The following is a 23,125-nucleotide window of genomic DNA, read 5'->3' as shown; positions in this document are numbered from 1 at the left end:
CCGGTCTCGCGCATGGCTCAGCCTCGCTTTTCCCGGAGAAACGACAGGACTTCGGAGGCCGGCACGTCGTCGGCGACGAAGCTTTCGCCCAAGCCCCGCGTCAGGATGAAGGTGAGCTTGCCGCCCTTGACCTTCTTATCCTGGGTGATGGCCTCCAGCAGCGCTTCCGCCGGCGGCAGTTCGCCGGGGATTTCGTCCATGCGCGTCGGCAGGCCGACCGCCCTGAGATGCGCCTCGACGCGGGCGGCGAGATCGGGGCTAGCCAGATTCATGCGCGCCGAGAACTGATGGGCGAGCACCATGCCGATCGACACGCCTTCGCCATGCACCAGCCGGGCGGAATCGTAAGCGGTGGCGGCTTCCAGCGCATGGCCGAACGTGTGGCCGAGATTGAGCAGCGCGCGCAGGCCGTTTTCCCGCTCGTCCGCGGCCACGACATCCGCCTTGGCCTGGCAGGACACGGCGATGGCCTGGATGCGGGCGTCGCCGCCGGCAAAGACGTCGCGCCAATTTTTCTCCAGCCATTCGAAGAAATCGGGCTTGTCGATCAGGCCGTATTTGGCGACTTCGGCATAGCCGGCGCGGAATTCCCGCGGCGAGAGCGTCGTCAGCGTGTCGCTGTCGGCCAGCACGAGATCGGGCTGGTGGAAGACGCCGATGAGGTTCTTGCCCTGGCGGGCATTGATGCCGGTCTTGCCGCCGACGGAGGAATCGACCTGAGCCAGCAGCGAGGTCGGGATCTGGATGAAGCGGGTTCCGCGGCGGACGATACCGGCGGCAAAGCCGGTGAGATCGCCGATCACGCCGCCGCCGAGCGCGATCACCGCGTCGTTTCGCTCGATCTTGGCGTCGAGCACGTGGTCGGTGACCGCCATCAGATGTTCATAGCTCTTGGTCTTCTCGCCGGCGGGCAAGGTCAGCGGATGAACCGAGATGCCCTGGGCAGCCAAGCTGTCGGTCAGCGGGCCGAGATAGATCGCGCCGACATGTTCGTCGGTGATCACCGCCATGCGCTTGCCCTTGAGGCGGCTGGCGATGGCGTCCCCCGCCTTGGCGATCAGGCCGGGCCCGATCAGAATGTCGTAGGCGCGGTCGCCGAGATCGACATGGACGGTGCGGGCGGCCTCAATGCTCATGGGTCTTTTCCATTCTCGGGCTCAGGAAGGGTTCCAGCGATCGCCGCGATCACCTCGTCCGCCACCTGTTCTTTCTTCACGTCGCGCGATTTCACCTTCAGATGCGCCTCGGCATAGGTCGGGTAGCGGGCGATCATCAGGTCTTCGAGCGTCTTTTTGGGATTTTCCGTGCGCAATAGCGGCCGCGTGTCGCGCTTGTTCACCCGCTCCCACAGCGTGTCGAGATCGGCGTCGAGCCAGAGCGACAGTCCGTTGTTGCGGATGGCGTCGCGGGTCTCCGCCGTCATGAAGGCGCCGCCGCCGGTCGACAGCACGCGCGGACCGGTGCGGAGCAGCCGACGGATTACCCGGCTTTCGAGCTTGCGAAATTCCGGTTCGCCATAGGCGGCGAAGAGTTCGGAGATCGTCATGCGCGACACGCGCTCGATTTCATGGTCGGAATCGACGAAGGGAATGTTGAGTTCATGGGCGACGATCTTGCCGATCGCCGACTTTCCCGCACCCATCAGCCCGACGAGAACGAGATTGCGCTTGCCGAGCGCCCGGCGTGCGCGTTCGGCGCTGTCGTCGCCGGCGTGGCTGAACACGTCCATCTGACCCTTTCCCCGGCCGCGGCCGTCATCATCTTTGGTTCCTATCGGAAAAACTCGCGCTTGCGTCAAGCGGCGGCGGGAAGGACCTCCGGGATTTGCTCAATTTCGAAGGACTCTGTAAAGAGTTGGGGAACTAGTTTCGCGGTCTGTCTGCAAGTCCGCCGGATGTCGAGGCCCATGCCCACCCTTTTCAGATTTCTTTATTGGTGCGCCATTCTCATCGGGTTCGTCTACGCCATCCTGTTTTCGCTCGCTTATCTGGTGGAGCCGCGCGAACGGCCGGCGGTGATCGAAATCCCGGCCGCCCGCACCAATCCCGCGCCATGAGGGAAAAATCATGAACGATCTTTCCGCGGCGCATGCGGAAGCCTTTCTGGAGATGATGAGCGCCGAGCGCGGCGCGGCGCACAACACGCTCGTTTCCTATGAAAAGGACCTCGACGAAGTCCGCGCTTTCCTGAAAACGCGCGGCGCCACTTTGTTGACGGCGAGTTCGGACGATCTGAAGGCCTTTCTCTCCCATATGACCCAGGAGGGCTACAAGGCCTCCTCGCAGGCGCGCCGGCTGTCGGCCATCCGTCAGTTCTATAAGTTCCTCTATGCCGAAAATCTGCGCGGCGACGACCCGACCGGCATTCTCGACGCCCCAAAGAAGGGTCGCGCCCTTCCCAAGACGCTGAGCGAGAACGACGTCAACAAGCTCTTGGCGCTGGCCGCCGAAGAGGCGAAGGCGGAAGGGCCGGGCAGGCTCGACCGTCTCAGGCTGCTCGCGCTCGTCGAACTCTGCTACGCCACCGGCATGCGCGTCAGCGAACTCGTCTCGCTGCCGGCCCGCGTGCTGGCCGAGGAAGGGCGCTTCCTGATCATCAAGGGCAAAGGAAACAAGGATCGGCTGGTTCCGCTGACCCGGGCGGCGATCGCGGCGCTGGCAGCCTTCGGGGAAGAGCTTCGGCGCATCCATGGCGACCGCGAGTTCGACTTCCTGTTTCCCGCCGACAGCGCCTCGGGCCATCTCGCCCGCCAGGTCTTCGCGCGCGATCTCAAGGCGCTTGGCGCCCGCGCCGGCATCTCGGCCGACAGACTGTCGCCGCATGTAATCCGCCACGCTTTCGCTAGCCATCTGCTCGCCCATGGCGCGGATCTCCGCGTGGTTCAGGAACTGTTGGGACATTCCGACATTTCCACGACACAAATCTATACCCATGTATTGGATGAAAAGCTCAGGGAACTGGTGGAAACGCATCACCCTCTTGCCAAACAGGCCAAAAACAGGGATTAGACCCGCAAAACCCACGGCCAGACGCTGAACTGGAAAGCCGGAACGGAAGCTGATGTACAATTATCTCGATTTCGAAAAACCGATCTCCGATCTCGAAGGCAAAATTCTCGAACTCAAGAATATCGCGACCGAGAACGAGAGCATCGACACGTCGGAAGAGATCGGACGGCTGGAAGCCCGCGCCCGCGACGCCATGGCCGACATCTATTCCAAGCTGACGCCGTGGCAGAAGACCCAGGTTGCGCGCCATCCGCAGCGGCCGCATTTCGTCGAATATCAGAAGGCGCTGTTCACCGAGTTCACGCCGCTGGCAGGCGATCGCAAATTCGCCAATGACGACGCCATCCAGGCCGGCTTCGCCCGCTTCCGCGGCCAGCCGGTGGCGCTGATCGGCCAGGAAAAAGGCAGCGACACCAAATCGCGCCTCAAACACAATTTCGGCTCGGCCCGTCCGGAAGGCTATCGCAAGGCGATCCGCATCATGGAGCTCGCCGACCGCTTCAACATGCCGATCGTGACGCTGGTCGACACCGCGGGCGCCTATCCCGGCGTCGGCGCGGAAGAGCGCGGCCAGGCCGAAGCCATCGCCCGCTCCACCGAAACATGCCTGAACGCGCGCGTGCCGATCGTCTCGGTTGTGATCGGAGAAGGCGGCTCGGGCGGCGCCATCGCCATCGCCACCGGCAATCGCGTCTACATGCTCGAACATGCGATCTATTCGGTGATCTCGCCGGAAGGCGCGGCCTCCATTCTCTGGCGCGATTCCGCCCGCGCCAAGGAAGCCGCCTCCAACATGAAGATCACCGCCGAGGACCTGAAAGCGCTCGGCGTCATCGATGGAATCATCCCGGAGCCGGTAGGCGGCGCCCATCGCGATCCGGAGCGCGTCATCGCCGCCACCGGCGACGTGATCGCTTCGGCTCTGACGGAACTGGCGCAGAAAAATGATCTGCGCGCCGAGCGCCGGCAGAAATTTCTCGAAATGGGACGTAATCTGTAAGCTTTTCGCGCTTCGTCGCCAAAACTCGGCCATATTCGCGCCGCTCTCTTGCCGCGTCGCCGAAAGCGCGCCCGTGTCAGAGCTAGGGCTTTGATATGATTAACGGGATGTGAATATTCCGTTAACGGTTTCTGCTCTATAAGGCGTAGCTGACGTGATTCCCGGCCTGCTCAGGGGCCCTTTATGTGATGGCGGACATGGTTGCAAAGCGTATCGGCATGGGTTTGGCGATGGTTCTCGCTCTCGGAGCGTTGGCTGGTTGCACCCAGGACACGCTCGAAATCGTCGCGGTCAACAATCGCGTCGAGCATCCTCTGCCGGCCAAGATGCAGCAGAAGCTCCGTAAGCTGAACATTTCCACCTCCTCCCCGATCATGATGCGCATCTTCAAGGAAGAAGAGGTGATGGAGATCTGGAAGGCGGATGTGAACAACCGCTACCAGCTCGTCGCCACCTATCCGATCTGCGCCTGGTCGGGCCAGCTGGGGCCGAAGAAGAAGGAAGGCGACCGCCAGGCGCCGGAAGGCTTCTATACCGTCGCGCCCGGCCAGATGAACCCGAATTCCAGCTATTACCTGTCGTTCAACATCGGCTATCCCAACAAATATGATCGCGCCTATGGACGCTCGGGAAGCAATCTGATGGTGCATGGCGCCTGCTCGTCGTCGGGCTGCTATTCGATGTCGGACGCCGCCGTGTTGCAGATCTACGCTTTCGCGCGCGACTCCTTCCGCGGCGGGCAGAAGGCGTTTCAGATCCAGGCTTTCCCCTTCCGCATGACGGCCGACAACATGGCCAAGCACCGTTCGTCAGAGCATTTTCCGTTCTGGCAGAACCTAAAGACCGGCTACGACTATTTCGAGATCACCAAGCGGCCCCCGGAAGTCGAGGTCTGCGAGAAGAAATATGTCTTCAACCAGACGGGCGGGCGTTTCAGCGCCGCGGGCAAGTGCCCGGCCGACTCCACGCCGCAGGCGCTGCTGAGCGCCTACGCCTCCTATGACAAGACCTACCAGACCGAATTCGCCAAGGCCTCGGCCAAGTGGGGTCCGAACGACTGGAAGGACGTGGCCGAATTCGATCGTAAGGCGCAGGAACGTCTCGAGCGTCGGATGGGCAAGAAGAAGAACATTCCGAACGACGCCGAATATGTGCTCGTCGACCCCTCCGCCAAGCTGACCCCGACCTCGGACACCGTCACCAGCTATTCGGCGGCTTACGCCAAGGTCGAGGCGATCAAGAACAACGAGCCGCCGAAGGTCGAGTATATCTCGGTCGCCGAACTCGAAGCGCGCAAGAAGGCTGCGGACGCCAAGCGCAAGGAAGAGGAACGGCTGGCCAAGGCCCAGGGACGCGTCAAGGCGCCGATCCCCGAGCCCAATCCGATCAAGCCGGTCATGCAGGCCGCCGCTCAGCCGGCTGCGCAGGACGACACGTCCGTCTGGTCCTTCTTCCGCCGCAAGCCGCCGCAAAGCGCGCCGACACAGCAGGCCAGCGCAGATCCCGCCGCCGCCATGCCGCAGGCCGCAACAGCGTCTGCGCCGGCTGAAAAAGCCGCCAGAGCGGCGACGGCCAAGTCCCCCGCCGTCGCTCCCAAGCCTGCGACGCCGGCCGGACAGCTCGCCTCTGCGGAACAGCCCACGGCGCCCTTGCAGACCGCCCCCGCGCCCGAGCAGAAAAAGCCGTTCTGGAAAGTCTGGTGATGCTTCCGGGCGAGCCCGATCTCGTGCTCGATCTCAAGGGTCTAAAATGCCCTTTGCCGGTGTTGAAGTCGCGAAAGGCGATGGCCTCGCTGTCAAGCGGCGCGCTGCTGCGCGTCCTGACGACCGATCCTTTGGCGGGGCTGGACATTCCGCATTTCTGCCGTGAGGACGGTCATACGCTGATTGCCCAGGAGCGCGGCGAACAAGGGCATGTCTTCCTCATTCGCCGCGGCTGACGGCGTCAGACCAGTTTCTGCTTCAGGAATTCGACGGTGCGCGACCAGGCGAGATCGGCGGCCTTCTTGTCGTAGCGCGCCGCCGACGCATCATTGTTGAAGGCGTGGTTGACGCCGTCATAGATGAAAATCTGAAAATCCTTCTTGTCGGCGTCCAGCGCCTGCTTAAAGGCGTCGATGCCTTTGTTGATGCGGTCGTCGAGGCCGGCGTAATGCAAGAGAAGCGCCGCCTTGATTTTCGGCACATCCTCGACCGGCGGCTGCGCGCCGTAATAGGCGACGGCGGCTTTGAGTTCCGGCGCGGCGGCGGCGAGCAGATTGACCTGCTTGCCGCCCCAGCAGAAGCCGACCGCGCCGATCGCGCCAGTGGAGCGCGGATGGGTCCTCAGGAACGCCATGGCGGCGATCAGGTTGGAGGTGGTCATCGGCTGGTCGAGCTTGGAAATGTCTTCCCGCGCCTGATCCTCGTTGGCGGGCGTGCCGCCCGAGGGCGACAGGAGGTCGGGCGCGATCGCCAGGAAGCCTTCGAGCGCCATCCGCCGGGTCACATCCCTGATATGATCGTTGAGACCGCGATTTTCGTGGATCACGATCACGGTCGGCAGTTTGCCCGGCCTGTTCTTGGGCGCGGCGATATAGGCCGAGATTTCGCCGGGCGCGCCGCGATAGGTGGTCGTGGCGGTTTCCAGCCGGTTGTCGTCGGGAGCGATGATTTCCGCCTGTGCGGCGCTCGCTCCGATCAGCGGGGCAATGGCGGCGGCCGCGCCGGCGGAGCCCGCCAACAGCTGCAGCTTGCGCATGAAATCGCGCCGGTCGAGCGTCAGATGGGTGTATTCGTCATAGGCGTCGATCATCGCCTGGGTGATTTTCGGCTTGTCCATGGCGGCCTCCTTCATGGCTGAAGGCGACAATGACCCGGACAAGGCGCGAAAATCGAGGCGAAAGCGCCGGAGAATGCCGACGCTCTCGTCAAAACAATGTGATGGAACCGGTGAGGGCTCCAGCCCGTTTCCCGGGGTTATTCGATGTGCCAGCCATGGCTGACGATCACCGACTGGCCGGTCAGCGCATTGGTCTCGAAACCCGCGAAGAACAGCGCCACTTCGGCGACGTCTTCGATCGTGGTGAACTCGCCGTCGACCGTTTGCCCCAGCATCACCTTCTTGACCACCTCGTCCTCGGAAATGCCGAGCGTCTTGGCCTGTTCCGGGATCTGCTTTTCGACCAGCGGCGTGCGCACGAAGCCCGGGCAGATGACGTTGGAGCGGATCTTGAAAGGGCCGCCTTCCTTGGCCACCGAGCGGGCGAGGCCGAGCAGGCCGTGCTTGGCGGTGACATAGGCGGCCTTCAGTGGCGACGCCTCCTTGGAATGCACCGAGCCCATATAGATGATCGCGCCGCCGCCTTGCTTCTGCATCAGCGGAATGCAGGCCTTGGTAGTGAGAAAGGCGCCGTCGAGATGGATGGCGAGCATTTTCTTCCAGTCGGCGAAGGGAAATTCCTCGATCTTGTGGACGATCTGGATGCCGGCATTGGAGACGAGGATGTCGACGCGGCCCCAGGTCTCAGCCACCTTGGCGACGCCGGCATTGACCGCGTCCTCATTGGTCACGTCCATCTCCACGCCGATGGCTTCGCCAGGGCCCAGTTTGGTGAGTTCGGCGGCTGCGGCGTTGGCGGCGTCGATCTTGAGATCGGCGATGGCGACGCGCGCGCCTTCCTCGACATAGCGCTTGGCGATGCCGTAGCCGAGGCCGCTGGCGGCGCCGGTGACGATGGCGACTTTGTCCTTCAGTGTCATGGCTTTCTCCTCATGCTTGCGGCGCGTTACGCCCAGCTCTTCCAATGATCGATGGCGACGAAGCCATCTTGGGGAATCTGACGATGTCTCCAACTCTCGCAGGACAGCGTTTCCATGACGTCGTCATAGCCCGCCTTCCAATGCTCCTCCATGGTCAGCCGCGAGAACTCGTTGTCCATGGAATGGGTCTCATAGGCTTTTCGCCGGTAGATCAGGTGCACGACGGTCACCGCGCCCATATCCTCCTGGCGGCGCAGGAATTTGACGTCGGGGTCGTCGGCGAGGTTGGCGGGCAGCTTCTTGAGCAGCCGGCGGATGGCTTTGTCGATCCGCTCGTTACGGGCCGCCTCGTTGGTGTTCATGCGGGTGCGGCTCGAAAAGCGGATTTCCTTTTCGCGCGCCAGCACGTCGGAAATATCCTGCGGCATGCGGCCGCGCGCCGAAAACAGGTCGACTTGGAAGATGCAGAGATCGTCGGACGTCTTGCGCTGGTCCATCACCCATTGCAACGGCGTGTTGGAGACGAGACCGCCGTCCCAATAGAAGTTGCCGTCGATCTCCACGGGCGGAAATCCCGGCGGCAGCGCGCCGGAGGCGGCGATGTGGCGGGCGGTGATCCTGTCCTGGAAATTGTCGAAATAGGCGAAGTTGCCGTTGACCACATTGACCGCGCCGACCGACAGCCGGACCTTGCGGCGGTTGATCAGGTCGAAATCCACGAGCTCATCCAGCGTGTCGATCAACGGCGTCGTGTCATACAGGCTGATCCGCGCCTCGGGCTTGGTCAGGTATTGCAAAGGCAGAAAAGCCTGCGGCAGATAGAAGCCATTGACGCCCGTCAGCGCATTGAGCGCGGCTGAATATTCGTTGAACCATTTGCGCGCCGGCTGGTCGAGCATGAAGGGCAGGGCGGACGGGCCGGAGGAGACTTTTTCCCAGAACTGCCTGAGATGCTCGACGCGCTTCTCCACCGGACTGCCTGTGATGATGGCGGAATTGATCGACCCGATCGAAATGCCGGCGATCCATTCCGGCCTGACGCCGCTGACATGCAGCGCTTCATAGGCGCCCGCCTGATACGCGCCGAGCGCGCCGCCGCCCTGCAGCACCAGGATCTTCTTGTCGTGTCCATTCTCCATGCTCGGTCCTTCCAGTCGTCGACGACAGCGACGTTACCTGGAGCATATGGAAATTCGATGTGCGCTGCACAAATTAAATTGTCGCAAGGCGGAGTTTCGAAATTCGCCAATTGAAAAGGGCGGCCTTGTGAGCCGCCCCCTCGGAAATGTGATTGGGTCGAGCTCACGCCCCGCCGGGATAGTTCGGGCTTTCGCGGGTGATGGTCACGCCGTGGGTGTGGCTCTCGCGCAGGCCCGCGCCGGAGATACGCACGAAGGTCGCCTTGTCCTGAAAGTCGGGAATGGTCTCGCCGCCGACATAGCCCATGGCGGCGCGCAGGCCGCCTGCGAGCTGGTGGAGCACGGCGGAAACCGGTCCCTTATAGGGAACCTGGCCTTCGATGCCTTCGGGCACCAGCTTCAGCGTGTCGCGCACTTCAGCCTGGAAATAACGGTCGGCCGAGCCCCGCGCCATGGCGCCCACCGAACCCATGCCGCGATAGGCCTTGAAGGAGCGGCCCTGGTAGAGATAGGTCTCGCCCGGGCTCTCGTCGGTGCCGGCCAGCAGCGAGCCGATCATGCAGGCCGAAGCGCCGGCGGCGATGGCTTTGGCGAGGTCGCCCGAGAACTTGATGCCGCCGTCGGCGATCACCGGGATGCCGGCCTTGCGGGCCACGTCGACCGCGCCCATGATGGCGGCGAGCTGCGGCACGCCGACGCCCGCGACGATGCGGGTGGTGCAGATCGAGCCCGGGCCGATGCCCACTTTCACCGCGTCCGCGCCGGCGTCGATCAGCGCCTGCGTGCCGGCGGGCGTTGCGACATTGCCGGCCATGATGCGCACGGAATTGGAGATCTTCTTGGCGCGGGTCACGGCGTCGAGCACGCGCTGGGAATGGCCATGCGCGGTGTCGATGACGAGCAGGTCGACGCCGGCGTCGATCAGGCGCTCGGCGCGCTCGAAGCCATCTTCGCCGACCGAGGTGGCGGCGGCGGCGCGCAGGCGGCCCTGGGCGTCCTTCGAGGCGTTCGGATTGAGCTGCGACTTTTCGATGTCCTTGACGGTGATGAGGCCGATGCAATGGCCGGCGTCGTCCACCACCAGGAGCTTTTCGATGCGGTGGTGATGCAGCAGCCGCTTGGCTTCGGCCTGATCGACGTTTTCCCGCACCGTGATCAGGTTCTCCCGCGTCATCAGCTCATAGATCTTCTGATTGGGATTGCTGGCGAAGCGGACGTCGCGATTGGTGAGAATGCCGACGAGGCGGCCGGTGCGGCCGCTATTGTGGTTTTCGACCACCGGAATGCCGGAAATGCCGTGCGCCTTCATCAGGCCGAGCGCTTCGGCGAGCGTGGCGTCGGGGCCGATGGTGACGGGATTGACCACCATGCCGCTCTCGAACTTCTTGACCTGGCGGACCTGTTCGGCCTGTTCTTCGGGCGAGAGATTGCGATGGATGACGCCGAGGCCGCCGGATTGCGCCATGGCGATGGCGAGACGGGCTTCGGTGACCGTGTCCATCGCCGCCGACAGCAGCGGCAGGTTCAGTTCGATGTCCTGGGCGATTGTGGTGGTGATGTTGGTCTGGCCCGGCATGACCTCGGAATGTCCGGGCTGCAAGAGCACATCGTCGAAGGTGAGGGCCTCTAGGCCGGTGATGGTCTCAATGATGCGGGCCATGCCATGTTCCTTATACCTGGCCGATGCGGCCGGGACGCCGCAAGCGGGAAAACCTTTCGGAAGATGACGAGGGCTGCTAACACGGAAAATGCGGGAAGGGAACTGCCTCCCGCATGAAAGTTCCATGAATTTTCGCAGGCGCGAAGAGCTGATTACTGATCGAGCGGTCGCGCCCGGGGAATGGGAGCGGGGCCGATCAGAGCAAAAGCCGAGAAGTCGTCTCCGGCGGATGGAGCCGCGGCATAGGCCGCCAGCGGAACCGGATCGGCTGCGGGCCCACCCGTCGAAGGCTCATACTCGGCCCCTGCGGCCGCCCCGACCGAGGGCGCGCCGAGCACCATGGCGCAGGCCTTGGGAAGATTGGCGAGCGTCAGCTGGCGCGGCTTCACCGGCTTGGCAGGTTTCTTCGGCGGCGTTTTCGGCTTGTTGTTGCCCCAGGGCTCGTCGGTGAACCACCAGGCGAGCGGCTTGCCGCAGCCGTCGCCATCGGGCGGATCGGCCTGGTCGGTGCAGCCTTTGGCCCCCGGCGGGCATTTCATGCGAATATGGAAGTGATAGTGGTGGCCGTAGATCGGCCGGACCTTGGAGAGCAGCGTGCGATCGCCGCGCCATGTCTCGCAGAGCTTCTTCTTGATGCCGGGATGGACGAAGACCCGCTCGACTTCCGGATAGCTGGCCGCCGTCATGATGATGCGGGCATGCGCCGGCGTCCATTTGTTGGGATCGACCGTCAGCGCGCCTTTGCGCAGCACCGAATTTTCCGGAAACGTCTCGCGCTCCTGATAGGAAAGCTGCCGGTTCGGCATCGGCGTCAGCCAGATGTCGGCGTCCAGCCCGATCTGGTGGGAGGCGTGCCCCGTCAGCATGGGGCCGCCGCGCGGCTGCGAGATGTCGCCGACCAGGAGACCGGACCAGCCGGCCTTTTCCTGGCCGTCATAGGAGAGCCGCTCGAGCAGCGCGATCATGCGCGGATTGCCCCAGCGCCGATTGCGCGACAGATGCAACACCTGCCAGGCCGGCCCGTCGACCGGAATGGCGACGCCGCCCGACAGGCAGCCTTTGGCGTAGAAGCCGATCGACGCCGCTTGCCCCCGCGACGGCAGCGTGACCTTGCCAAACAATTGCTTGGCGGGCGTGGTCTCGTCCGCGACGGCGCCGAGCGCGCTCGCCGCTATCAAAATCGCGCCCAGCCACGCCTTCATGATCTTCCGCATCAATGACGCATCCTTCCTTTGCCGTAGCGACCGCCGCAGCCGGCAGGTGATTTGCGGATCAGAATACATCAAACTTGGCTGAAATTGGCCGTCGCGCCGATTTGCGGGGAAAAGGACGCGTTGGAATGGCAAATTTGCCACGATCATTTTTTCACATAAGATAATAAGCAAGATTCGAACATCGAACAGCAGGCGTTTTTCATGGGCTTTTTCGCACGTTTGGGAATACTCACCCCGGCCATCGCGCTGATTGCGGGGCTGGCCGCAGCGCCGGCCTCTGCCGAGGAAGGGTTCTGGACCAACGGCGTTTCCAGCCTGGGAGAGTTGAAATACAAGCCGGGCTTCAGCCGCTTCGATTACGTCAATCCCGATGCGCCCAAGCGGGGCGTGCTGCGCATGTCGGAATTCGGCGTGTTCGATTCGCTCAATCCGATCCCCAACAAGGGTAACCTCGCTTTGCCGGCCGCGGCGCTGGTCTATGAAACCCTGATGAAGCCTTCGCTCGACGAACCCTTGTCGACCTATGGGCTGATCGCCGAAAGCGTCTCCTATCCCGAGGACTATTCCTCGGTCTCGTATCGTCTCCATCCCAAGGCTGCCTGGGCCGACGGCAAGCCCATCACCGTCGAGGATGTGATCTTCTCCTTCGACAAGGTGAAGGAATTCGATCCCGCCAAGGCGTTCTATTACCAGCATGTGATCAAGGCCGAGAAGACCGGCGAGCGCGAGGTGAAGTTCACCTTCGACGAAAAGAACAATCGCGACCTCGTCGCCACCGTCGGGCAGTTGACCATCGTGCCGAAACATTGGTGGGAGGGAACCGACGCCCGCGGCGTCAAGCGCAACGTCGCCGCCACCACGCTGGAGCCGGTGATGGGCTCCGGCCCCTACAAGCTCGTGGCGATCTCCCCCGGCTCGACGCTGACCTTCGAGCTTCGCGACGATTATTGGGGCAAGGACCTGCCGGTGAATATCGGCTACAACAATTTCAAAAGGATCGAATACACCTATTACGCTGATATCGACGTCGAGTTCGAAGCCTTCCGCAGCGGCGACAGCGACTTCTGGGCCGAGAACGAAGCCAAGCGTTGGGCGACCGCCTATGATTTCCCGGCCGTGCAACAGGGCAAGGTCAAGAAAGAAGAGCTGCCCAACGACTACCGCTCATCCGGCGTGATGGTCGGCTTCATCCCCAATCTTCGTCGCGAGCAATTCCAGGATGCGCGGGTCCGCGAGGCGTTGAACTACGCTTTCGATTTCGAGACGCTGAAGCGAACGATCTTCTATGGTCAGTATAGCCGCATCAATTCCTATTTCTTCGGCTCGGAGCTGGCCTCGTCGGGACTGCCGCAGGGCAAGGAGCTCGACCTTCTTACAGCGCTCAAGGACAAGGTGCCGCCGAGCGTCTTCACCACGCCCTATTCCAATCCTGTCGCGGGCGACGAAGGCAAGCTCAGGCAGAATCTGCGCAAGGCGCTCGGTCTGTTCAAAGAGGCCGGCTGGGAGCTGAAAGGCGGCCGCATGGTCAACGCCCGAACCGGCAAACCCTTCCAGTTCGAGATCCTGCTCAGCTCCAACATCATCGAGCGCGTGGCGTTGCCCTTCGCCACCAATCTCAAAAAGATCGGCGTGACCGCGACGGTGCGCTCCGTCGACGCCTCGCAATTCACCGAGCGCTGGCGCAAGCGCGACTTCGACGTGATGTATCAGGGCTGGGCGCAGAGCCTCAATCCCGGCTCCGAGCAGGCCGAATACTGGGGCTCGAAAGCCGCCGCCGCCGAGGGCACGCAGAACTATGCCGGCATCGCCAATCCCGCCATCGACGCGCTGATCCGCAAGATCATCTTTGCGCCCGATCGCGACAACCAGGTAGCCGCCGTCAAAGCGCTCGACCGTATTCTCCTGCACAATCATTACATCGTCCCGTCCTATACGCTGCGAACCAGCCGCATCGCCTATTGGGACAAGTTCGAGCGCCCCGAGGAATTGCCGCATTATTCCTCGGGCTTTCCCTCGATCTGGTGGGCCAAGGGCCGATGAAGCCTCGCGAAAGCCTGTGAGGCTAATGCAAGCGCGATATCTGACCAATCCCGTCATGGAGACCTCGTTGCAGATCTTGACAGTCACGCCGCTTCGCGGCGGCCCGAACCGGGAGAGCTGAGATGGCCGCTTATATTCTGAGGCGACTTCTGCTGATCATCCCCACGCTGCTCGGCATCCTGCTTCTGTCCTTCATCATCGTGCAATTCGCCCCCGGCGGACCGGTGGAACAGATGATCGCCGATCTGACCGACCAGAACGGCGGCGACCGTCTCTCGGGCGGCGGCAACGAATTGTCCTTCAATGAAGCGTCCGACAGTTCCGGACGGTATCGCGGCGCTCAAGGGCTCGATCCGGAGCTTATCGCCAAGCTGGAAAAGCAGTTCGGCTTCGACAAGCCAGCTTGGCAACGCTTCGGCGAGATGGTGTGGAATTACGCTCGTTTCGATTTCGGCCAGAGCTTCTTCCGCGACGAGAGCGTCGTCAATCTGATCGTCGAGAAGCTGCCGGTGTCGATTTCGCTGGGCGTCTGGGTGCTCCTGCTCTCTTACGCGATTTCAATTCCGCTCGGCATTCGCAAGGCGGTGTCGGACGGATCGAGCTTCGATGTCTGGACGTCTGGCGTGGTGATCATCGGCTATGCGGTGCCGGGTTTCCTGTTCGGCATTCTGCTGGTGGTGCTGTTCGCCGGAGGGTCCTTCTTGGACTGGTTTCCGTTGCGCGGCCTGACCTCGGACAATTTCGACCAGATGAGCATCGGCGGCAAGATCGTCGACTATATCTGGCATCTGACGCTGCCGATCTCGGCGTTGCTGATCTCTTCCTTCGCCACCACCACGCTGCTGACCAAGAATTCCTTCATCGACGAGATCAAGAAGCAATATGTCGTGACGGCCCGCGCCAAGGGGCTGACTGAACATCGGGTTCTCTATGGTCATGTGTTCCGCAACGCGATGCTGATCGTGATCGCCGGTTTTCCGGCCGCCTTCATCTCGGCCTTCTTCACCGGCTCGCTGTTGATCGAGAACCTGTTCTCGCTCGATGGCCTGGGACGCATGGGCTATGAGGCAATCATCAAGCGCGACTATCCGATCGTGTTCGGCACGCTCTACATCTTCTCGCTGCTCGGACTGGTCGTCGGTCTTCTCTCCGACCTGATCTACACCTGGGTCGATCCCCGCATCGATTTCGAAAAGCGGGAGGTGTGATCATGGCCGAGACCGTCAAAAAGCCCCGGCTGTCGCCGGTCAACCAGCGCCGCCTCGCCAATTTCAAGGCGAACCGCCGCGGCTACTGGTCGTTCTGGATCTTCATGCTGATCTTCGGCCTGTCGTTGTTCGCCGAAGTCATCGCCAATGACAAGCCGATCCTCGTTTCGTTCAAGGGCCAGTTATATGCGCCCATTATGAAGGATTACGAGGAGGCGACCTTTCTCGGTGAGGAAGGCTTCTTGCCGACCACCGATTACAAGACCGATCTGGTGCGGGAAAAGATCGAGGAAAACGGCTGGATGATCTGGCCGCCGATCCGCTATTCCTATCTGACCGCCAACACCTATGTGCCGACATCGGCCCCGACCAAACCCTTCTGGCTGATGCCGGAGGAGCAGCGTTGTTCGGCCTATCCGCTCGGCGACAAGGATCCCAACTGCACGCTCGGCAACATGAATTGGCTGGGCACCGACGATCAGGCGCGCGACGTGTTCGCCCGGATCATCTACGGCTTCCGGCTGTCGGTGGTGTTCGGCCTGGCGCTGACGGCGGCTTCGGCCGTGTTCGGCGTGACGATCGGCGCGATCCAAGGCTATTTCGGCGGCATGACCGACCTGATCGGCCAGCGCTTCATCGAGATCTGGTCGTCGATGCCGGTGCTCTACATCCTGCTGATCATGGCCTCGATCCTGCCGCCCGGCTTTTTCGTGCTGCTCGGTATTCTCTTGCTGTTTTCCTGGACGAGTTTCGTCGGCATCGTCCGGGCGGAATTCTTCCGCGCCCGCAATTTCGAATATGTCCGGGCTGCCCGCGCGCTCGGCGTCGGCAATGCCGTCATTATGTGGCGGCATCTTCTGCCCAACGCCATGGTGGCGACGCTGACCTTCCTGCCCTTCATCCTGTCGGGCTCGATCAGCACGCTGACGGCGCTGGATTTCCTCGGTCTCGGCATGCCGCCCGGCTCGCCCTCGCTGGGGGAAATGGTCGGACAGGCCAAGTCGAACCTGCAGGCGCCCTGGCTGGGCTTCACCGCCTTCTTCACGCTCGCCGCCATGCTGTCGCTGCTGATCTTCATCGGCGAAGCGGTGCGCGACGCTTTCGACCCGAGAAAGACCTTCGGATGAGCAACTCTCGCTTTCCGATGGTTTTGGCTTTAGTGTCGGGGTGGTCCAGATCAGGAGGCCGCCGATGAACAAGATCGTGCGCGAGCACTATCCCGTTTCGCAATTGCCCGAGGATCTGCGCGCGCAGTTTCCCGGCGTGGAGACGGTGCGGCTGGTGATCGAGGAGGGCGCTGCTCGACAGGCGGAGAATGCCCCGTTGGGTCGCAGCGAAGGTGAGGATTTCTGGGCGACGCTGCAGCAAGCAAGAGCCTCGCTGAAGAAACCCAGGTCTCTAGGAGACGCGGTGGCTGACATCAGAGCCCTGCGCGATGAATGGGATGAGGAATGACCTTGTTCCCGCTGGTGTATCTCGACACCAACATCTTGATCGCCTTCCTCGAAGACGAATCCGAGAAGGGCGAGGCTTTGCGCAGGATGATCGCAGGGCATCGCCGATCGGAAACCGCTCCCCGGTTTCTTACCAGCGCCCTGACTTTTTTGGAACTGCTGGTGAAGCCCTATCGAGAACGCGCACTTGCAGCGGCCAAGTTTTATGCAGGACTGAGGTCGGGCAGTTACTGGCTCTCGGTCGTTCCAGTTTCCGAGCAGGTTCTCGATCTCGCCGCCGCTCTCCGCGCCGCCCGCCGGTCGCTCAAGCTGCCCGACGCCATTCACGTCGCAACCGCCATGCAGGCGGGCTGTTCGCATCTCTTGACGCAGGACGAAGGCATCAACGCCGGCGAGCCCGCCATTCATCCCCTAACTGGCGTCGCGCTGACGCCCGCGCCGGTGATCCGGCCCGATGCGCCGACTTTGGCCGCCATTCTCGAGGATCTCACACGATGACTGAGCCGCTGATTTCCATTCGCGATCTCTCCGTCGCCTTTCACCAGGGCGGCAATACGTCGATGGCCGTCGATCATGTCAGCTTCGACATCGCCAGGGGTGAAGTGGTCGCGCTGGTGGGCGAATCCGGCTCCGGCAAATCGGTGACAGCCAATTCGATCCTGAAACTGCTGCCCTATCCTTCGGCCTCGCATCCGTCCGGCCAGATCCTGTTCAAGGGGCAGGATCTCCTCAACGCCCAGCCGGAAGCGCTGCGCAAGGTGCGCGGCGACGACATCACCATGATCTTCCAGGAGCCGATGACCTCGCTCAATCCGCTGCATTCGATCGAGCGGCAGATCGGCGAGATCCTGGAGTTGCACCAGCCGATCCGCGGCGCGGCCACCCGCGCCCGCGTCATCGAACTGTTGACCCAGGTCGGCATCCGCGAGCCGGAAAAGCGGTTGACGGCCTATCCGCATGAATTGTCCGGCGGGCAGCGCCAGCGCGTGATGATCGCCATGGCGCTCGCCAACCGGCCGGAACTGCTGATCGCCGACGAGCCGACCACCGCGCTCGACGTGACCGTGCAGGCGCAGATCCTCGAATTGCTCGGCACGCTCAAGAGCGAGCATGGCATGTCGATCCTGTTCATCACCCACGACTTGGGCATCGTGCGCAAGATCGCCGATCGCGTCTGCGTGATGACCAAGGGCAAGATCGTCGAGATGGGGCCGACCGCCGAGATCTTCGCCAATCCCCAGCATGGTTACACCCGCAAGCTCCTGGCCGCCGAACCCAAGGGCGAGCCGCCGCCGACAGACGCCGACAAGCCGATCGTGATCGAAGCCGACGATGTCAAAGTGTGGTTCCCCATCAAGACCGGCTTCCTGCGGCGCGTGACCGATCATGTGAAGGCGGTGGATGGCGTCGATCTCACGCTGAAGGCCGGCCATACGCTTGGGATCGTCGGAGAGAGCGGTTCGGGCAAGACGACGCTTGGGTTGGCGCTCACCCGGCTGATTTCGTCGCAGGGCCGCATCGCCTTTGTCGGCCAGGACATCCAGGGGCGCGGTTTCGCCGAGATGCGGCCGCTGCGACGCCAGATGCAGATCGTCTTTCAGGACCCCTATGGATCGCTGAGCCCGCGCATGTCGGTGGCCGATATCGTCGGCGAAGGGCTTCTTGTGCATGAACCGCAATTGACGGCCGAGGAGCGCGATCGCACGGTCGCCGAGGCGCTCGCCGAGACCGGGCTCGATCCCGAGACGCGCCACCGATATCCGCATGAATTCTCCGGCGGCCAGCGACAGCGCATCGCCATCGCCCGCGCCATGGTGCTGAAGCCGAAATTCGTGATGCTCGACGAGCCGACTTCGGCGCTCGACATGAGCGTGCAGGCGCAGGTGGTCGATCTCTTGCGCGACCTGCAGGTCAAGCATCAGCTCGCTTATCTGTTCATCTCCCACGACCTCAAGGTCGTCCGGGCGCTGGCCAACGACATCATCGTGATGCGCAATGGCCAGGTGGTGGAAAAAGGCCCGGCCGGGGACTTGTTCGCCAATCCGCGCGAGGAGTACACCAAGGCCCTTCTCGCCGCCGCCTTCAACATCGAGGCGGTCAAGACCGCCGCCATCCGCCAGTGACAGGTTTCGCATGACCACCAAAAGCCCCATCATCGTCGATCTCCGCTTTCATCCCGATCAGGTCGCGGAGGGGTTGAAGACAGCTTTCCCGGGCCGAGAAGTGATCAACCGCGCCGACCCCGCCCAGCGTGACCGCGATCTCTCCGGCATTTCCTACGCTCTGCTATGGAAGCCGCTCGACGATCTCTTCGCGCGCGCCAAGGATCTCAAAGTGCTGTTTTCCGGCGGGGCGGGCGTCGATCATGTTCTGACGCTGCCCGGCCTGCCCGACCTGCCGCTGGTGCGCTTCGTCGACCACACCCTGACCACGCGCATGAGCGAATGGGTGGTGATGCAGTGCCTGATGCATCTGCGCCAACACCTCGCTTACGACGGCCAGCAGCGCGCGGGCGTCTGGAAGCCGCTGGCGCAGCCTGAGGCGGCCGATCTCACGGTGGGCATCATGGGCATGGGTGTGCTCGGGTCTGACGCCGCGCGCAAGCTGAAGGCCATGGGCTTCAATGTCATCGGCTGGTCAAAGAGCGGCAAGCCGGTGGATGGTGTTCCCATGCATGCAGAGGCCGATCTCGACCGCTTTCTCGGCCAGTCCGACATGCTCGTCGGCCTCCTTCCGCTGACGGCGGAGACGCGCGGCATTTACAACCGTGATCTGTTTTCCAAGCTCAAGCGTGACGGCGCGCTCGGCGGCCCGGTCTTCATAAATGCCGGCCGCGGCGGCAGCCAGGTCGAGACCGATCTCGTCGAGGCGCTGCAGTCGGGCCTGCTCAAAGCCGCCTCGCTCGATGTGTTCGAGGTCGAGCCGCTGCCGGAGGCCTCGCCGATCTGGACGCTGCCCAATGTGATCGTGACGCCGCATTCGGCGGCGGATTCGGATGTCTCGGCTCTGTTTGCCCATGTCGAACAGCAGATCGACCGTTTCGAGCGCGGCGAGGCGCTGGAGCATGTGGTGGCGCGAGGCGCAGGTTACTGAGGATTGACGAACAGCATGTCGAGCGGGGCTTTCACCGGGATCACCGCGGTCGGCTCCGCTGACAGTTTCCCCTCGGCGAAGTCCCAGTCGAACAAGGCCACGGCATCGATTTTCTGATTGGCGACCGCGAGGCGCCGGGCGGCCCGATCGAAACGGATGGCGCGCGGAAATCCGCCGCCGCACTCATACTCCGCCTTCAGTGTCGGCAGGCCGCTTTGCGGATCGATCCAGAACACCGCGATCGTATCGGCGCCGCGATTGGCGACCAGCAGATGATGGCCGTCGGGCGTCACGAGAACGCCCGAGGGGTAGTTCCGGCTTTTGGGCTTGCGATGCGTGGCGGGCAGGCTGGCCGCCAGTCGAAGTCCTTCATCGTTGACCGACAGGGCGAGAACAGTCGAATCCAGCTCTCCCGTGACATAGAGCATGCGGCCATTGGGATGAAACACGGCATGGCGTGGACCGGCGCCCGCACGGGTTTCCGTCTCGCCTTCGACCGTCAGGCGTCCCGCGCGACTGTCGAAACGATAGGTAAACAATCTGTCCGCGCCGAGATCGGCGGCGACGAGGCGGCGATTGTCGGGGCTGATGGCGACCGAATGGCAGTGTGGACTTTCCTGGCGCGCATGGTCGGGGCCGCTTCCTCGATGCGTGAAACGCGCGATCGCATCGGCCAGGTCTCCGCTGTCGGTCAAGGCAAAGACGGCGAGCGAGGCGTCGCCGGACGCGGGCATGGCTTGGTAATTGGCGACGAACAGAAAGCGCTCCGTCCTGTCGAGGCAGAGATGCACGGCGGCGTGTCCGCCTGTCGACTGCGACCTCAGAGCCGCGAAGGTTTTGTTCTCGAAGCGTAGGGCCGTCGCCAGCCCCGGTCCCTCCGGTCTCTCGCTGGCCACATAGATGGTCCGGGTCTTGCTTGACGCCGCCAGAAAGGACGGGTTGGGGGCAGCCGAAAATTCTGTCGTCGCGCCGCCGAGGCGATGGATCGCGAGCGCGCCCGCGCCTGGCGCGGCGCAGCAGATCAACAGATGGGATTCCGGACTCATCAGCTTTTCCGATCGTGAAACGCGAGCGCCTGTCAGCTACGCGTTGACGTTTACGTCAATGTCAACTAGTCTTTGCTTGCGTGAGGAGCAAAGGCGATTAACATTCTGTCGAGGAGAGCGCAGGATGTCAAAAATGCGCTGGGAGGAAACAATGAACGCATTCGATTCGAGCTTGCAGCCGATGCCCGGCGACAGGCCGTGGCTCAAGTCCTATCCCGAGGGCGTTCCGTCCGAAATCCAGCCCCTGAAGCACGCCTCGCTCGGCGAGTTGTTCGAGGACGTCGTCAGCCGCAACGGCCATAAGCCGGCCTTCACCTGCATGGGCAAGACGCTGAGTTTCGGCGATATCGACGTGATGTCGCGACAGGTAGCGGCCTGGCTGCAACAGAAAGGGCTGAAGCGCGGCGATCGCGTCGCCATTATGTTTCCCAATATCCTGCAATTTCCCGTGGTCGCGCTCGCGGTGCTTCGCGCGGGCTTCGTCGCCGTCAATGTCAACCCGCTCTACACGCCGCGCGAACTGAATTATCAGCTCAAGGACGCCGGCGCGAAACTTCTGTTTACGCTCGAGAATTTCGCCGCCACCGTACAGCAGTCTCTGCCGGGCACCGGCGTGGAGACGGTCGTTGTCGCCACCATGGGCGATCTCCTCGGCCTCAAGGGCCATCTCGTCAATTTCGTGGTGCGCAAGGTCAAGAAGCTGGTGCCGCTCTGGACGCTGCCGGGCCATGTGCCGTTCAAGAGCCTGATGGCAGAGGCGCAGACGATGCGTTTTCGCGCGGAAAACGTCTCCGCCTCCGATGTCGCCTTCCTGCAATACACCGGCGGCACGACCGGCGTCGCCAAGGGCGCGGTGCTGACCCATGGCAATATTCTCGCCAATGCGGAGCAGACGTCGGTCTGGTTGTCCGTGCTCTACCGGCGGGCCGGGAAGCCCGAGGATTTCACCTTCATCTGCCCCCTGCCGCTTTACCATATCTTCGCGCTGACTGTGAATCTGGTGATGGGCATGAAGGAGGTCGCGCGCAATGTGCTGATCCCCAATCCGCGCGATATTCCCGCCTTCGTCAAGGTGCTGCGATCGGAGAAGATCCATGTCTTCCCCGGCCTCAACACGCTCTTCAATGCGTTGGTGAACAACGAGGAGTTCAAGAAACTCGATTTTTCCAAGCTCATTCTCAGCCTGGCGGGCGGCATGGCCTGCCAGAGGCCGGTGGCCGAGCGCTGGCAGGCGGTGACCGGTTGCCCGATTTCCGAAGGCTACGGCCTGTCCGAGACTTCGCCGATCGCCACGGTCAACCGTCTCGACGCGGGCTCCTTCACGGGCACGATCGGCCTGCCGCTGCCCTCGACCGATATCCAGATCCAGGATGACGACGGCAGGCAGGTTCCGCTCGGCGTGGTCGGAGAGATCTGCATCCGCGGCCCGCAGGTCATGTCCGGCTATTGGAACAAGCCCGATGAAACCGCCAAGGTGATGACGCCGGACGGCTTCTTCCGCTCGGGCGACATGGGCGTGATGGACGAGAACGGTTATATCCGCATCGTCGACCGAAAGAAGGACATGGTGATCGTCTCGGGCTTCAACGTCTATCCCAACGAGGTTGAAGAAGTGGTGGCGTCCCATCCCGGCGTGATGGAGGCGGCGGTGATCGGCGTGCCCGACGAACATTCCGGCGAGGCGGTGAAACTGTTCGTGGTGCGCAAGAATCCGGATCTCACCGCGGCGGAAATCAAGGAATATTGTGCGTCGAGACTTACCAACTACAAGCGTCCGAGGCATATCGAATTCAGGGACAGCCTGCCGAAATCGAATGTCGGCAAGATCCTGAGAAAGGAATTGCGCACCTAGCCCGACCAGCGATAGCGACTGGATACGTCGATGAATCGTACCGGTCCGCCCGGAGCACGATCGTCGAACACCGCCGCCGTCAGGCGATCGCCGAACACGCAGCCGCTGTCGATATTGCTGCGCCCGCCGCGCGTGACGGGATTTTCGTCACGCGGCGTATGGCCGTGGCAGAGATGACGGCCGAAAAAATCGCCGTGGTCGTCCTCGGGTTGTGGCCTGCGCCAGATCAGCGTGTTCTCGTCCTGGTCTTCGAGAGACTTGCTCCGGTCGAGGCCGGCATGAGCGAAAACACGGAATGAATCGACATGCAGCAGCGGACGCTGCTCGAGCCAAAGGCGATGCGTCTGCGAAACCTCGCCGCGATAGGATTGCAGCGTTTCCTCGCCGCCGTTGCGCAGCCAGAAGCCTTTAGGGTCTCGACCTTCGAGCGCTTCGAGCATCATGCGCTCGTGATTGCCCAGCAATGCGATCCAGCGCCAGTCGCGGGAGCGTGGCCCGGCCATAACGCGTTCGATCACCCCGGCGCTGTCGGGGCCGCGATCGACATAGTCGCCGAGAAAGACCACCGTGCCTTTGTCATAGGCGAGGTCGATGATGTCCAGAAGGCTGGCGAGCTCATTCAGGCAGCCATGGATGTCGCCGATGGCGATGGTGACGCTCATGATGATCTT

General features: G+C 62.7%; 22 protein-coding genes. 13 read left to right on the top strand and 9 right to left on the bottom strand.

Annotated features, from left to right (window positions below):
* Nucleotides 1–17: 17 nt before the first annotated feature.
* Entirely contained in the window at nucleotides 18–1,136 is a 1,119-nt protein-coding gene (aroB, locus tag OCK01_RS15555) for a 3-dehydroquinate synthase (RefSeq protein WP_263824713.1), read from the bottom strand.
* Entirely contained in the window at nucleotides 1,133–1,729 is a 597-nt protein-coding gene (locus tag OCK01_RS15550) for a shikimate kinase (RefSeq protein WP_263824712.1), read from the bottom strand. The genes aroB and OCK01_RS15550 overlap by 4 nt, the downstream gene beginning before the upstream one ends.
* A 177-nt stretch (nucleotides 1,730–1,906) precedes the next feature.
* Between OCK01_RS15550 and OCK01_RS15545 the strand changes: the two genes are divergently transcribed.
* From OCK01_RS15545 to OCK01_RS15525, 5 genes are all read left to right on the top strand, one after another.
* Entirely contained in the window at nucleotides 1,907–2,056 is a 150-nt protein-coding gene (locus tag OCK01_RS15545) for a hypothetical protein (protein ID WP_182827541.1), read from the top strand.
* A 10-nt stretch (nucleotides 2,057–2,066) separates the two neighbouring features.
* On the top strand, nucleotides 2,067–3,008 hold the full coding sequence (locus OCK01_RS15540) for a site-specific tyrosine recombinase XerD (RefSeq protein ID WP_263824711.1): 942 nt from the start codon (nucleotides 2,067–2,069) through the stop codon (nucleotides 3,006–3,008).
* A 52-nt stretch (nucleotides 3,009–3,060) separates the two neighbouring features.
* Complete coding sequence (locus OCK01_RS15535; RefSeq protein WP_182827539.1) at nucleotides 3,061–4,008, top strand: acetyl-CoA carboxylase carboxyltransferase subunit alpha; 948 nt, start codon at nucleotides 3,061–3,063, stop codon at nucleotides 4,006–4,008.
* A gap of 197 nt (nucleotides 4,009–4,205) precedes the next feature.
* A complete protein-coding gene (locus tag OCK01_RS15530) occupies nucleotides 4,206–5,711 on the top strand; it encodes a L,D-transpeptidase family protein (protein ID WP_263824859.1) in 1,506 nt (501 codons plus the stop codon).
* Entirely contained in the window at nucleotides 5,711–5,947 is a 237-nt protein-coding gene (locus tag OCK01_RS15525) for a sulfurtransferase TusA family protein (protein WP_182829327.1), read from the top strand. Before OCK01_RS15530 ends, OCK01_RS15525 begins: the two co-directional genes overlap by 1 nt.
* A gap of 5 nt (nucleotides 5,948–5,952) precedes the next feature.
* Here OCK01_RS15525 and OCK01_RS15520 read toward each other — a convergent pair whose 3' ends face one another.
* The 5 genes from OCK01_RS15520 to mepA all read right to left on the bottom strand — a co-directional run bounded on the left by OCK01_RS15520 (nucleotide 5,953) and on the right by mepA (nucleotide 11,761).
* Nucleotides 5,953–6,828, bottom strand: a complete 876-nt coding sequence (locus OCK01_RS15520; protein ID WP_263824710.1) for a dienelactone hydrolase family protein — start codon at nucleotides 6,826–6,828, stop codon at nucleotides 5,953–5,955.
* 137 nt (nucleotides 6,829–6,965) lie between these two features.
* Nucleotides 6,966–7,748, bottom strand: a complete 783-nt coding sequence (locus OCK01_RS15515; protein WP_263824709.1) for a 3-hydroxybutyrate dehydrogenase — start codon at nucleotides 7,746–7,748, stop codon at nucleotides 6,966–6,968.
* A 26-nt stretch (nucleotides 7,749–7,774) separates the two neighbouring features.
* On the bottom strand, nucleotides 7,775–8,887 hold the full coding sequence (locus OCK01_RS15510; protein ID WP_263824708.1) for a patatin-like phospholipase family protein: 1,113 nt from the start codon (nucleotides 8,885–8,887) through the stop codon (nucleotides 7,775–7,777).
* A gap of 163 nt (nucleotides 8,888–9,050) precedes the next feature.
* Nucleotides 9,051–10,547, bottom strand: coding sequence for an IMP dehydrogenase (guaB, locus tag OCK01_RS15505; protein WP_182827530.1), 1,497 nt, complete (start codon nucleotides 10,545–10,547; stop codon nucleotides 9,051–9,053).
* Between the two features lie 152 nt (nucleotides 10,548–10,699).
* Nucleotides 10,700–11,761: a penicillin-insensitive murein endopeptidase gene (gene mepA, locus OCK01_RS15500; protein ID WP_412179017.1), complete on the bottom strand. Its 1,062-nt coding sequence runs from the start codon at nucleotides 11,759–11,761 to the stop codon at nucleotides 10,700–10,702.
* A 201-nt stretch (nucleotides 11,762–11,962) separates the two neighbouring features.
* Here mepA and OCK01_RS15495 point away from each other — a divergent pair, with 201 nt between their 5' ends.
* The 7 genes from OCK01_RS15495 (at nucleotide 11,963) to OCK01_RS15465 (ending at nucleotide 19,556) form a co-directional block, all read left to right on the top strand.
* On the top strand, nucleotides 11,963–13,801 hold the full coding sequence (locus tag OCK01_RS15495) for an extracellular solute-binding protein (RefSeq protein ID WP_263824707.1): 1,839 nt from the start codon (nucleotides 11,963–11,965) through the stop codon (nucleotides 13,799–13,801).
* 122 nt (nucleotides 13,802–13,923) lie between these two features.
* Complete coding sequence (locus tag OCK01_RS15490) at nucleotides 13,924–15,009, top strand: microcin C ABC transporter permease YejB (protein ID WP_263824706.1); 1,086 nt, start codon at nucleotides 13,924–13,926, stop codon at nucleotides 15,007–15,009.
* Between the two features lie 2 nt (nucleotides 15,010–15,011).
* The gene (locus OCK01_RS15485) at nucleotides 15,012–16,136 is read left to right on the top strand and encodes an ABC transporter permease (protein WP_263824705.1); all 1,125 of its coding nucleotides are present in this window, start codon (nucleotides 15,012–15,014) and stop codon (nucleotides 16,134–16,136) included.
* 64 nt (nucleotides 16,137–16,200) lie between these two features.
* Entirely contained in the window at nucleotides 16,201–16,464 is a 264-nt protein-coding gene (locus tag OCK01_RS15480; RefSeq protein ID WP_263824704.1) for a hypothetical protein, read from the top strand.
* A complete protein-coding gene (locus OCK01_RS15475) occupies nucleotides 16,461–16,961 on the top strand; it encodes a type II toxin-antitoxin system VapC family toxin (RefSeq protein ID WP_263824703.1) in 501 nt (166 codons plus the stop codon). The genes OCK01_RS15480 and OCK01_RS15475 overlap by 4 nt, the downstream gene beginning before the upstream one ends.
* Nucleotides 16,958–18,586 (top strand): ABC transporter ATP-binding protein, encoded by a 1,629-nt coding sequence (locus OCK01_RS15470; protein ID WP_263824702.1) that lies wholly within the window; start codon nucleotides 16,958–16,960, stop codon nucleotides 18,584–18,586. The genes OCK01_RS15475 and OCK01_RS15470 overlap by 4 nt, the downstream gene beginning before the upstream one ends.
* 10 nt (nucleotides 18,587–18,596) lie before the next feature.
* Nucleotides 18,597–19,556, top strand: a complete 960-nt coding sequence (locus OCK01_RS15465) for a 2-hydroxyacid dehydrogenase (RefSeq protein ID WP_263824701.1) — start codon at nucleotides 18,597–18,599, stop codon at nucleotides 19,554–19,556.
* On the opposite strand, the gene OCK01_RS15460 is transcribed toward OCK01_RS15465, so the two are convergent.
* Nucleotides 19,550–20,602, bottom strand: a complete 1,053-nt coding sequence (locus tag OCK01_RS15460; RefSeq protein ID WP_263824700.1) for a lactonase family protein — start codon at nucleotides 20,600–20,602, stop codon at nucleotides 19,550–19,552. The genes OCK01_RS15465 and OCK01_RS15460 overlap by 7 nt on opposite strands.
* A gap of 151 nt (nucleotides 20,603–20,753) precedes the next feature.
* Here OCK01_RS15460 and OCK01_RS15455 point away from each other — a divergent pair, with 151 nt between their 5' ends.
* Nucleotides 20,754–22,454, top strand: coding sequence for a long-chain-fatty-acid--CoA ligase (locus OCK01_RS15455; RefSeq protein ID WP_263824699.1), 1,701 nt, complete (start codon nucleotides 20,754–20,756; stop codon nucleotides 22,452–22,454).
* Here the strand turns inward: OCK01_RS15455 and OCK01_RS15450 are convergent.
* Nucleotides 22,451–23,116: a metallophosphoesterase family protein gene (locus OCK01_RS15450; RefSeq protein WP_263824698.1), complete on the bottom strand. Its 666-nt coding sequence runs from the start codon at nucleotides 23,114–23,116 to the stop codon at nucleotides 22,451–22,453. The two genes, OCK01_RS15455 and OCK01_RS15450, sit on opposite strands and share 4 nt — an antisense overlap.
* Nucleotides 23,117–23,125: the final 9 nt, after the last annotated feature.

Source organism: Rhizobium sp. TRM95796, from assembly GCF_025779995.1.
In the GTDB taxonomy this organism is placed as follows: Bacteria; Pseudomonadota; Alphaproteobacteria; order Rhizobiales; family Rhizobiaceae; genus Rhizobium_E.
The sequence above is the reverse complement of the archived record's forward strand: the minus strand, read 5'-3'. Positions and strand labels throughout refer to the sequence as shown.